General features: G+C 34.6%; 10 protein-coding genes. 1 reads left to right on the top strand and 9 read right to left on the bottom strand.

Going from position 1 to position 12,191, the window contains the following annotated elements:
• Positions 1 to 522: 522 nt before the first annotated feature.
• The 5 genes from RTP52_RS17245 to RTP52_RS17225 form a co-directional block, all read right to left on the bottom strand.
• Positions 523 to 1,860: a YcxB family protein gene (locus RTP52_RS17245; protein ID WP_312372679.1), complete on the bottom strand. Its 1,338-nt coding sequence runs from the start codon at positions 1,858 to 1,860 to the stop codon at positions 523 to 525.
• A 518-nt stretch (positions 1,861 to 2,378) separates the two neighbouring features.
• Positions 2,379 to 3,341 (bottom strand): bifunctional 4-hydroxy-2-oxoglutarate aldolase/2-dehydro-3-deoxy-phosphogluconate aldolase, encoded by a 963-nt coding sequence (locus RTP52_RS17240; protein ID WP_312101089.1) that lies wholly within the window; start codon positions 3,339 to 3,341, stop codon positions 2,379 to 2,381.
• A gap of 194 nt (positions 3,342 to 3,535) precedes the next feature.
• On the bottom strand, positions 3,536 to 4,237 hold the full coding sequence (locus RTP52_RS17235) for a CvpA family protein (RefSeq protein ID WP_312101091.1): 702 nt from the start codon (positions 4,235 to 4,237) through the stop codon (positions 3,536 to 3,538).
• Between the two features lie 4 nt (positions 4,238 to 4,241).
• Complete coding sequence (locus tag RTP52_RS17230) at positions 4,242 to 5,438, bottom strand: DUF5711 family protein (RefSeq protein ID WP_312372677.1); 1,197 nt, start codon at positions 5,436 to 5,438, stop codon at positions 4,242 to 4,244.
• Positions 5,439 to 5,642: 204 nt separating this feature from the next.
• A complete protein-coding gene (locus RTP52_RS17225) occupies positions 5,643 to 6,965 on the bottom strand; it encodes a LysM peptidoglycan-binding domain-containing protein (protein WP_312372676.1) in 1,323 nt (440 codons plus the stop codon).
• 384 nt (positions 6,966 to 7,349) lie between these two features.
• Here RTP52_RS17225 and yyaC point away from each other — a divergent pair, with 384 nt between their 5' ends.
• Entirely contained in the window at positions 7,350 to 7,943 is a 594-nt protein-coding gene (gene yyaC / locus RTP52_RS17220; protein ID WP_312101099.1) for a spore protease YyaC, read from the top strand.
• 63 nt (positions 7,944 to 8,006) lie between these two features.
• Here the strand turns inward: yyaC and RTP52_RS17215 are convergent, their stop codons facing one another.
• The 4 genes from RTP52_RS17215 to dnaX form a co-directional block, all read right to left on the bottom strand.
• Positions 8,007 to 9,116, bottom strand: a complete 1,110-nt coding sequence (locus RTP52_RS17215) for a hypothetical protein (RefSeq protein WP_312372674.1) — start codon at positions 9,114 to 9,116, stop codon at positions 8,007 to 8,009.
• Between the two features lie 116 nt (positions 9,117 to 9,232).
• Entirely contained in the window at positions 9,233 to 9,829 is a 597-nt protein-coding gene (gene recR / locus RTP52_RS17210; protein ID WP_312101105.1) for a recombination mediator RecR, read from the bottom strand.
• Positions 9,830 to 10,283: 454 nt separating this feature from the next.
• Positions 10,284 to 10,643 (bottom strand): YbaB/EbfC family nucleoid-associated protein, encoded by a 360-nt coding sequence (locus tag RTP52_RS17205; RefSeq protein WP_312101108.1) that lies wholly within the window; start codon positions 10,641 to 10,643, stop codon positions 10,284 to 10,286.
• A gap of 26 nt (positions 10,644 to 10,669) precedes the next feature.
• A partial coding sequence (dnaX, locus tag RTP52_RS17200) for a DNA polymerase III subunit gamma/tau (protein WP_312372673.1) occupies positions 10,670 to 12,191 on the bottom strand: 1,522 nt, incomplete at its 5' end.

Below are 12,191 nucleotides of genomic sequence, written 5' to 3'. Positions count from 1 at the left end.
AAGGTTGTTTCACTGTTCAGTTATCAATGTTCATTGTGCTAAAACCTGTATGCTTTTTGCACTTTTTATGCTGTGCTTGTTTATTTATTACCGCGTCAGCAAAAATGATTATATCACCTACAACCTTTCATGTCAACACTTTTTTGCAACTTTTTTTATTCCATTTATAGGTAATCTATGCCATGATTTTTTTCCTATTCTAAAGCTAGATATGTTAGATAATTTTTATAACCGAACCAAACGAATAATATTCCTTGTATTACACTACCTTAACATTCTAATCAGATAACAAAGTAAAGGGGATACCACATAGGATTGGTACCCCCTTTTATTTAAATTCTAGAATACATTAATTAACTTGATTAACGTGAATTATCTTGGTCAGTAAATTTTTACTGTAGTAAGTTTGACCTTAGTAAGCTTTTATCTAGTTAGATTTACCTTGTTAGATTTACCTTGCTAGATTTACCTTGTTAGATTTCCCTTGCTAATTTTAACTTCGTGAGTCTAGTCTATTTTAACTTATCGTGTTTTAAACTTCAACTTCTCACCCATTCTTTGTTTCAAGAAAATCATAAATCCTTCTTCCTCAGTCTTATTAAATGTTGTCACATCTACAAAATAAGCAACCTCAGAACCTAAATAAAGATAAATATAATTTTTGTATTTTCTTACCTCAGTCACTTGGACATATGGGAAATCACTAATATATTGAATTCCGCTTACTGTAAAATAGTCATCATAAAACTTAGTGATTGCATTCTTAGAGCGACTATTCTCATATCGTTTCTTCATTGCCTCGCTCATTTTTTCAACAGCAATTCCTTGATAATAACCATATGCAACACCTGCGATTGTAACAATAATGGTAATCCAAGTAGAGATAGTAAAGAAAAGACTATATCCCAGTATTATCAAATACAATACAATAACATAGATCCAAAATCCAATCCTCTTAAAGAAATGATTGTACATACAGTAGGTCTTTATCGCTTGATCATGATATTCTGTTGAATTCGTAAACAGTACTTCTTCCTTGGTTAGCTCTCCTGCTTCCTCGAGTTTTTTTCGATTAAGTCGATATTCCTGCATATCCTGTGAAATTTTCTTTTTTATCTGAGAAGCTTTCTTATTCTTCTTGTTGAATATAATCATAATAGTAACAATAATTAATATAAATAGAACCGGAGCAGCAAAATCCTTAAATCCGATTTCTGTTACTTGACTAAGCTCAGATGCATCTAATATCTTCGTAAATGAAACCTTGTCTACCAAAGATCTTACTAATTCCTCTTCTTCATCTTGTATGTAGCTTCCTTCTTTAAAAACATCGAAACCGAAACTTTTTCCATTCATTATGGTTCCATAGATCACTTCACTGACTGGACTTTCTCCTTCTTTCGATTGTATTCGCAATTTAAAGAAAGGAGTTTGCTTATGTTTATACTCCTCAACGGTAGATACTAATTTTTCTGAGTCTTTTCCTACCAAAGTATCAAAATACTCTTGAAGTTCGGTATCTGTCATGTTAATAAAGTTCACTATTTCCCTGGTTTTCGAAGAGGTCTTTACCATCATTGTCACGGATGTATTGCTTTTTTTATCGTAAAACATAGCTCTTACACCCATATCATTAAATTCCTTTAATTTTGAATCAATCTGAATGATACCAGCCTCAGCCCAACGCCCATCGTTTCTTGGCGTATCTGGTGTTAACACAATGAAATCATCGGAAATTTCAAGGGTCATATACAAATCATCAAACGTCATCGTTTGTGCCGCTGATACCGTTACTACTTGAGTAAGCATGATGGCAAACATTACACCAATAGCAACAAATAATTTTTGAAGTCTCTTCATCGATTCTCCTCCTTCGTCCGCGTAATTATAGTATAAATAAGAATTGCTAAGCAAGTTCTTATAAAAGGTTCACTTTATGTACTGTCAATCCGATTATAGGAACAATGGTTTACTCCTATAATATAACTATTTTCCAGCTAGAATACAAGAAACTTTATAAAAATTTAGGAAATAATCTTCAATATTTACATTTTTATAAGAGGCTAGGTTTAATCTATCTGTATATCATAAAACACTTAGATGAGAGTCTTTATCTAAATGATAATGTAGCTTCTTACTTTCATAAATTTTATATAAATTCGTTGTATTACTATTCATTGCTTTTCCCTTAATTATTAAAGACCCAATTATGCAACTTCTTATAATTAAAATAGCTCTGCACCTAGTGTCTAAACGAAGTTCCCAATGTAACCTCTATCTAACACTTAATGCAGAGCCAAAATAGAATCTAAGGTTATATAAAATCTAAGATTCCTATTTATTCATTCTTATGTGAGAATCACTTTCTGGTGGCAAAATTACTTTTTCTGAAGTAAATGTACAGCAAATCCGCCAAGCTCACCCTTTAAGTAAACTGCTACCATCTTGCCATCTTTGTATTTTGCAGTGTCCATATCAAATTCAAAGCCCTGAAGCTCCATATGATAAATTGCACGCTCAATGTAATTTGTCTGAATAGCAATATGTCCGTGAGCTCCAAGGTATGGAGTCTTCATAACTTCAATTGCACTTCCAGCAAATACAGAGCTGCTTCCTACGTTCTTAGCAAATCCGAATAACTTCTCAAAAGAAGTAGCTACTCCGTCTGCTTCCTCTTCGCTTGTTGCGTTGATTCCGACATGCTTTAATTCGAATCCTAACATTGTATTAACAGCTTCTCTTGTAAGTCTCTTGATTTCATCAAACTTACCACCGTTAATTAATGCATCACTTACCATCCAGCTTCCACCACAAGCTAAAATCTTAGGGAAATCAAGATAAGAAGTAAGGTTCTTTTCATTAATACCACCTGTTGGCATAAATCTCATATTTACATATGGAGCTGCCATAGCCTTAATCTTTGCAAGACCGCCAGATGCCTCAGCTGGGAAGAACTTAACAGCCTCTAAACCAAGCTCAATTGCCTGCTCAATATCAGTTGGGCTAGATGTACCTGGAGTGATTGGAATACCTTTTTCAATACAATATTTCACAATCTTAGGATTTAAACCAGGGCTAACGATGAACTTACAACCTGCTGCTATAGCACGGTCAACCTGCTCTGTAGTAAGAACAGTACCAGCACCAACAAACATATCAGGACAAGCCTCCACCATGTTACGGATAGCTTCTTCTGCAGCTGCAGTACGGAATGTAACTTCTGCTACTGGAAGACCTCCCTCACAAAGAGCTTTTGCTAAAGGTGCTGCATCCTTAGCATCATCAATTTTAACAACTGGAATAATTCCTAATTGCTCAAAACGCTTTAATACTTCGTTCATTTTCTATACTCCTTTACTTGTAATTTATTAGGACAGTAACTAAGTAAATAGTTCAACTGCACATATCTTCTACTTAATAAGTAGTCACGCTTCTTACGTTTGTTTATAGATGTAAGTGCTTACAACGCAAGTATACTCCACCTTTCCCGCAATTTCAAGTTGTAGTTTGATATTTACTTATTTTTTCAGGCTATTCATCCTAGTATGCCAGATAAATTCATTACAAATTTCATGATTAAATTGTTATCATAAAGTGCACTTAGGAATACACTTTCATTCATCATTGTAAAGCACTCTCGTCCGAGCTTTGTACCACTAAAGATAGTCAATAATATAAATAACAACCAAACAATGATAAGTCCATGAATACCTCCAGCAAGCAAACCTACTAACTTATTGATTTGATTAAGTATCGGTAATTTACTGATGATATTAAGTACTGTACTTAGTATGCGAAGTACAATAATTAATACAATATAAGTTATTGCAAAAGATATCGCATTAATTACAATGCTTGCAACAGCATGACTAACGTAACCTTTAAAATCCTTAACTCCGAGTGCATCATAAGTATCAGAATTATTATTTTTTTGTAAGGTGTTTTTCAAGGACGCTGGTAAAGGCAGTTTACTAATAACACTATCTTCAATCGTTTGGTTAATCTTATCATCTATTTCGTCAAGCTTTAATACTTCTGCAGATTTCTCTGACAAATACGTAACTAGTTTTTCATTTTGTTGTAAACTTTTGCTTAGATAAGGACTCAATATTATTGTGAAAACAAGAGCAATCACCATTGAAAATATGGAAAAAACCGTCTTAATAAACCCCTTTCTCATACCTAAAAATGCACTTAGTATAAGAATTCCTACAACTATTAACACCAACGCATTCATCTTTTTACTCCTCCGAATTATTTAATTGTATTTTATCTAACCCTACATCTGTAACTAGAAGAAATTCATTCATACTACTTGTTTGATATAGACTTGTTACATTCGTATGGAACTGCGAATAAAACTTCATACTACCATCAATATTCATAATATTACATTCTGTACTACTGTAAAAAATTATTTGATTCTCTATTAAGGTTACGTTTTGGAAGTTAAAATTCACGTCTTTTTCCAATACCTTTTTCCCAGAAAAATCATAAAGTAATACTTTTCTTTCCTGCGTATTATTTGTACCATCAAGAATTACCCCTACATACATATCATTATAGCAAACACTATGTATTTTCTCCGTGAAGGTTTCTCGCATAATTTCACGCGGAACTTCTTTTATGGAATATAACGTGAATCCAGTGTCTCGAAACGCAACTACGATTTCATTGGTTAAAAACTCAACTTTAGGTATTACCTCTCCTCGATAATCCGAATAAAATCCTACCAGGTTATCAACTTGATTCTTACCATACTCACCAAAGTTATAAAAAGTAACTTTACTAACAACACCGTCATTGTCATCATCTACGGCCAAATAGGAGGTCACTAGTTTTGTACCGTCCTCTGAGATACCAATATCGGTTGGAAAACCGTCCGTTGTAACCATAGTTTTTACATCTAATATTGACTTTCCGTTTTCGCTATTCATGTCATAAAAATAAATATAATCTGAAGTACCATTCCCTGTTAACACAGCTGTTACACCTTGAGACGCTATTTTAACTGCTGCAATTGGCTCTATCATAGTAAGAGTATTTGTTGTTCCTGAACCATTTACAATAACGAGGTCATAACTTCCCATATCAGCAATTGCTGCATAACTACCCTTCACATTTACAATTGGTTTCTTCATACTATAAGATACGTTCCATAGTACCGTTCCATCTGAACCTATTGCCTCTGCACCATCTCTATTATACTTTATAACTCCGTTTTTATATTTCACAAAGTTACTTTCTTTTACATTCGTAAGTTCTGTCGATTCGATTACCTTATAAGAGGTATATACCGTGGTCTTTCTATGTAAAACAATAGCTATTCCTACAATTATTAAGATTCCTACGACACCAAGGAAAAGGATCAATCTACGCTTTTTTTTCTTTTTTAAATTCAATTCATCGGCCCTAAGGCTTCTTTTTAGTCTCGCCATCTTATTCTCTGCCTATCTTTCTTATGCATTTATCGTCCACAATGCGCTATCGCACAATCATTTTGATTCGATTTTACTATTTTTATCATGCCATTAATCGGCGATAAAAATAGTATACCTTATTTTTCATATTATGGCACTAATTTTTTAAAAAAGCTTGGCTAAGAGTAATTGAAACATACTCTAAGCCAAGCCAATCTTTAGTTATGGTACTAATAATTCTTGCCCTTCAAAGATTACATTTTCATCAACCAATTGATTTAGTTCCTTAATTGTATTTTGCATTTTGTAATTCCCGTAAAGACGCATACAGATACTTGCTAATGTGTCCCCGCTCTTTACGCGATATGTTTTTAACTTCGTGACATCAATATTACCTGTTGGTTGATCTGCTTCTTTTGTCGGGATTGGAGTTTCTGTTGGAGCCTGAGTAACAGTTGGTGTTACAGTCGGTGTTACAGTCGGGATTTTGGTTGGTTCTAAGGTTGGAATAATTGTTGGTGTTACTGTCACTTCATCCGTCCCCTTCGTTGGTATCGGCGTTGTTTTATTTCCCGATGTCTCAACCGAATCGGCATCATCACCCTTTGATACATCTACATTTGGCTCGTCCTCTATATCTTTATCATGAATCGGTGTTATGGCTGTAACATCCTTATTGGAATCTTTGTTCTTATTGTTATCTTTATCAAATATATCCTTAGAAATAGAACTTACTTGCTGTTCTAACTGCTTCATTCTATCTGTATTATTCATAACTGTGATTCCAACTATCAGTGCTACCACAGTCATTAATCCGCCAGCTGCGTATCCAAGACGTAACATGGTGCGTTGCTCTTTATCAGAATCGAGAGGTGGCTTCTTTTCATTGAGAATTGTTCTTATCTCCTTCATCGCACGATCGTTTACCTCTAATTCCTCATGCTTTATCTTTTTGTGATCTACCATATAATTTTGCATTTCTAAATTTTTTTCATAATAAATATAATATCCTGGTTGTTGTTTTAAGTCATATCCATCGTATATGTAAAAGTTATCTTCTTTTTCTAGAACATCATAAGTAAGCAGAACCTTATCTCTGCCTGCAAAATTATCAATATGAACTTCGCGAAGTGAGGTAATTTCATCTGTACCAAATCCTGTCCCACCATAATACCATCCAACAATTTCAGCCTCAGAAAAATACTGTTTTATCTTCTCGTAGATCGTGGCCCAAGAATCTTCTTTTAAAACAATTTTTCCATCCTCAAAACAGTTATCTACCAGGATAGCACCATAGATAAAGACATTTCGGTTGTCTTCTTCGTGGCGGAATTCCCCTACTAAGACCGCCATACAACGACTAGCGTAATCACTTTCTGCAAGTTGCCTTGTATATGTCTTTACATAATCCTCCATATAGATTTTTAACTGGTCTCCAATTTTACCAATCTGCCTTACGTTTTTTGGAACTTTTATTTTTGTCGTTGCCTTTTCAGTTGCTGCTACCGTCTGATTGTTTTTATAACTATGCTTTGTATCATTCATACCAATCCGCCCTTCCATATAAATCTATGTTCGTTATTCCTAACTCAAACAAGATATACGATTAATATTAGCATCGTATCACAGTGGACTTGCTGTTTTTGTCGGTTTACATAATCTGGATTTGGGTTTTTATCTATCTTTTTCCAATTATTTTTGCAGTGTTATTATTAATTTTTTAAGTTTCTTCTTTTTCTGAATATTTTTTTCTTTATTTTGTCATAAAACCAAGTTTTTAGTATTACGATTCTATGTCTATGAATCTACCTTACGGAAATACTCTGTAAGGAGACAAGCAACAGACGTTGCTCGCAACAAATGTTGCTCTTCATTGATTTATTTTCGTATATGAAGAAAAAATACCCTAGTGAAAGGTGGATTTCCTATTTGAAGCAATTTGTAGAGAAAAACAAGAAAATTTTTTATTTTGACTCTAAAGAACGCTATTCTCCTTATGATTTTGGAAATACTCTGTTGAATCTTTTGGAAGTAAACAGTTATAAGAATAAAACTATTGTATTTCTATGCATTGGATCAGACCGTGCAACCGGAGATTGTCTTGGACCATTACTTGGCTATAAATTATCTCATCTTCCTTCCAAAAGCTATGTAGTTTATGGAACCTTAGAAGAACCGGTTCATGCCAAAAATTTAAAAGAAACAGTCTCCCGTATTTATGCTGAGAATAGCAACCCATTTATTATTGCGATTGATGCCTCTTTAGGGAAAGCCTCACATGTAGGATATTATACTTTAGGCGAAGGACCTTTAAAACCTGGTGCTGGAGTAGATAAGGACTTACCTTACGTTGGTGATTTGTTTGTTACTGGAATTGTTAATCTTTCTGGACTCTTTGATCAAATGCTCTTACAAACTACCCGACTTGGTACGGTAATGACTTTAGTTGATTATATCTACCAAGGCATTTCCCATTGCATGTATCTTATGAGAGGTCGGGTTATAGAAAAATCCAATCCATAAAAATAGCTCCCTTCTTGGTAGTCGACTATATCATCGATTTACCTAAAGGGAGCTCTTTTACAGCTATTCTATTGGCTTATTTAACTCAGCACGGTAGATACTTAGTGCCTCCGTTATATTCGTAACGTTTTGTTCTTTCATAATCTCAATAAGTCGATCAATAGCTGCTTTAGTAAGCATGTCTTTTCCAAGATAAGTTTCATAACGATTGGTAATTTCTAAGGAAAACTCTTTTACCTTCTCTGCAGCTTTTCTTTGTTCCTCGTGTGCTTCTTTTACCTTGCTTTGAAGACCTTTCATCTCATCCTCATAACGAGATTTGACTTCCTCTGAAACTGGAGCTTTGGTAGTTGACTCAAACTCCACTAAGGCATTCTTCTTCTCTTCCATTAAATGATTCAATTCATCTTCTAATTGACGAATTTCACCTGTTATTTCATCCAAACCATAGATACTTTCATCTTTATCTTTTCTGATTCCCTTTGCCATAGCTCTAATCTTTTTATGATTCTTGTCCATCTTTTGACGAATGGCTTTCATATCAATAATTGCTTCCGTATGATTTTCTTTGATTTTTTTGTTGATCAGAATATAAAGACCACCAAAAACAAGAATCGTTACGAAGTAATCAAGAACCAGATATAACGTTTGGGCTGGTAACAAAAATTTATATATACCTACTGGAATTGCTAAAAATAAAATAAGTACAGTAATTAATAGAATACCAAAATCTTTAACGGAACAAGGCATAAACACCGCATGAAACCATTTATGGTTAAATACTCTGGAAATATGATTTTTCTGAAATACCGCCTTTAGTTCCTGCTTTAGACGAATACCTTCCTTTGTTAAGTCAGCAGTTTCCTCTTCAATTCTTTCGGATACTTTTTTACCTAACTGTTTTTCTTTTTTGGATTTCACTTTTTTAAGGCGTGTTTTGGTCTCATTCATTTGCTCCTCAAAAGAAGTCTCTACTTCCTGACGTCTCTTTTTTAAAACAGCCCCAACTTCATCTGTAATAGCCTTCTGGCGTTCCTCTAACTGTTCTTCCGCTTGTTCTTCTTTAAATGACCATTCTTTACTACTCTCTTTGTAGCCCTCTAATTCAAGTATGCTTTCTTTCATTGCATATAGAGCTTCAATACCACCCGCTAATACGTTTTCATGTTCCATAGGAAACCTCCTATTGTTTATTCTTTTTGTGTTAAGGCGTATACCCCTTTATCTTTTTAGTAAATAAGAAAAAGTAGCTTTGCGAACTTTTCCTTGTCATGACAAAAGATTTCAGCCTATAACTGAATTCTTCCGTCAAGCGCACGAAGTAATGTTACTTCATCAATGTATTCAAGGTCACCGCCTACTGGTACACCGCTTGCGATACGACTCACTTTAATACCTGCAGGCTTAATTAATTTACTGATATACATCGCTGTAGCCTCACCTTCAAGACTCGAGTTGGTTGCTATTATTACTTCATCTACATCCCCCTGAAGACGTAACATTAATTCCTTTAATTTAATATCCTGTGGTCCGATTCCTAACATGGGAGAAATAGCACCGTGTAAAACATGATAGACCCCGTCAAATTTACCGATCTTTTCATAAGCTGCTAAGTCTCTCGCATTTTCCACCACCATAATGACCTTTTGATTTCGCTTATCACTAGAGCATATCGGACAAATCTCTTTGTCTGTTAATGTCTGACATACTTTGCAATATCTAACATTGCTTCTTGCATCAAGCATCGTACTTGCAAGGTGCTCTACCTGCTCCTTTGGCATATTTATAATATGAAACGCAAGTCTTTGTGCCGATTTTGCACCAATGCCAGGTAACCTACCTAGCTCTTCAATCAACTTACTAATCTGTGTACTATAATAATTCACGGTTCCACCTATCTTCTAAAACATATTTTCTCAATCTTAAATCCTACTAATATTTAATAATAATATCATAAACTATATAAATTGACTTTTAACCCATATAATGCATATAATAAGTTTAGAAGTGAGAAGTCATTCATAACGCTTTATGATAAGAAGTATTTCATAACGTTTATGATAAGAACTTATTCAAAAATGATATTAGCCTACAGAATCTAATCTCTCTTCTAATCTCTTATTTAATCTTTAATTAATCTCTTATTTAATCTTTTATTTAATCTCTTATTTATTCTTTTATTTAATCTTTTCTCTACCTTATCATACCATTATTTCTGTTCATACTACAAGTACCAAAACAAAAAGATATCTTTCAACAGTATTCTCATTCATGAAAAACTCATACTGATAAAAGATATCTTTTTGTCTTATAATAAAGTGACGAATTTATTCTTAGTGATTAGAATAAGCCGCCTAATCCTCCAAAGTTGCCTAATCCACCAGCGATAGAATTCATAGCATTTGCTGACTCTTCTTCCATCTTACGAAGAGCTTCATTTGTCGCAGCAACAATTAAATCCTCTAACATCTCAATGTCATCTGGATCAACTACTTCTTTCGATAGCTTAACGGATAAAATTTCTTTCTTACCAGAAACAGTTACAGTAACAGCGCCGCCACCAGCAGTAGCCTCCCACTTTTTTTCTTCCATCTCTTTTGTCTTTTCTTCCATCTGCTTTTGCATCTTCTGTGCCTGCTTCATCAGATTATTCATGTTACCAGGCATATTACCACCTGGAAATCCTCCACGCTTTGCCATATTCATTTCTCCTTCCAACTTTTGGGTTAATCGACATATTCAATCGGAACCTTTTTCATTATTTTTGTTAAATCAGGATAAGCTTCTAAAGCTTCTCCGTCCTTTATCACCTTAGTTTGAACTAAGACTTCTTTTCCAATGGTATCTGCGATTGCAATTTTAATTTCTTCAAGATGAGACTCTTGATTAATCACACCCTCATCTACTTCTTTTTCAAATACCAGGATTATCGTATTTCCTTCTCCAGGTACAACACGCGCACTAATCAGTACAGTTCGTACCAATGGAGGCAAACTTCTTAGAATTGAATTCCAATTCCGTGCAACTTCTTGCAAATCAGCACTCACAGCTTTAGGTAACTGGGCCGGTACCTCATCTCTTTTAACCGTTTCTGGTAAAGGTGTCGTACCTGCTACTTCCTTAGATGTTACAAAAACACCTTGCTCCAAACGGTTTTCTAGTACCTGTATCCGATGGATTAATGAGTCATAATCTGTTTCCATTGCTGGTTTACATAACTTTACTAATGCAACCTCAATCATAACTCTCTTTTGTGTTGCATACTTCACTTGATTTGATAACTCTGAAAAAATACGGATAAAACGTATCAAAAGTTCCGTATCACAACTTTGTGCTTCCTGTTTTAATAACTGCAATTGGTCACTTGACATCTCAAGAATTTCTTCCATATCTTCTGAAGTCTTTGCCAAAAGTAAATTTCTTAAATACCAGGTAAATTCTATCGTAAATTGTGTAAGCTCTCTTCCTTGAACGATCAGCTCTTCTAAAATTGCTACACAATCAGTTACACTTCCTTTTCGTATAAAACGTAAGAGCCTTGCAAAAACCTCAATATCTACGGTTCCCAATGCATCTAACACCTTATCATAAGTTAAAGACTGTCCAAGGTAAAAGGCAATACATTGATCTAAAAGACTAAGAGCATCTCGAAAAGAACCATCTGCCGCTCTAGCAACATATCTTAAAGCCTTTTCCTCTGCTTCAATGCCTTCTTTATCAGTAATCTCGCGCAATCGTTTTGCTATTTCATCAATGGTAACTCTACGAAAATCATAGCGTTGACAACGTGATAATATGGTAATCGGTATCTTGTGTACTTCCGTAGTTGCTAGTATAAATATTACATATGACGGCGGTTCTTCTAAGGTTTTTAACAATGCATTAAATGCTCCCGCAGAAAGCATATGAACCTCATCTATAATATATACCTTATAATTTCCTTCCGTCGGAGAATACTTTACTTCCTCAACAATCTCCCTGATATTATCCACACCGTTATTGGATGCAGCATCAATTTCTATAACATTCATCGAGCTTTGCGATTGTATCGCTTTGCACATTGCACATTCATTGCATGGACTACCATCTACCGGATGCTCACAGTTCACTGTTTTCGCAAGTATTTTCGCTACAGTTGTCTTACCAGTACCACGAGTACCGCAAAATAGGTATGCATGCCCGATACGCTTCGCCTTGATTTGGTTTTTCAGTGTTGTAACAATATGATCTTGCCCCTTAACATCCTCG

It is taken from the genome of Lachnoclostridium sp., from assembly GCF_031997925.1.
In the GTDB taxonomy this organism is placed as follows: domain Bacteria; phylum Bacillota; class Clostridia; order Lachnospirales; family Lachnospiraceae; genus Lachnoclostridium.
The sequence above is the reverse complement of the archived record's forward strand: the minus strand, read 5'-3'. Positions and strand labels throughout refer to the sequence as shown.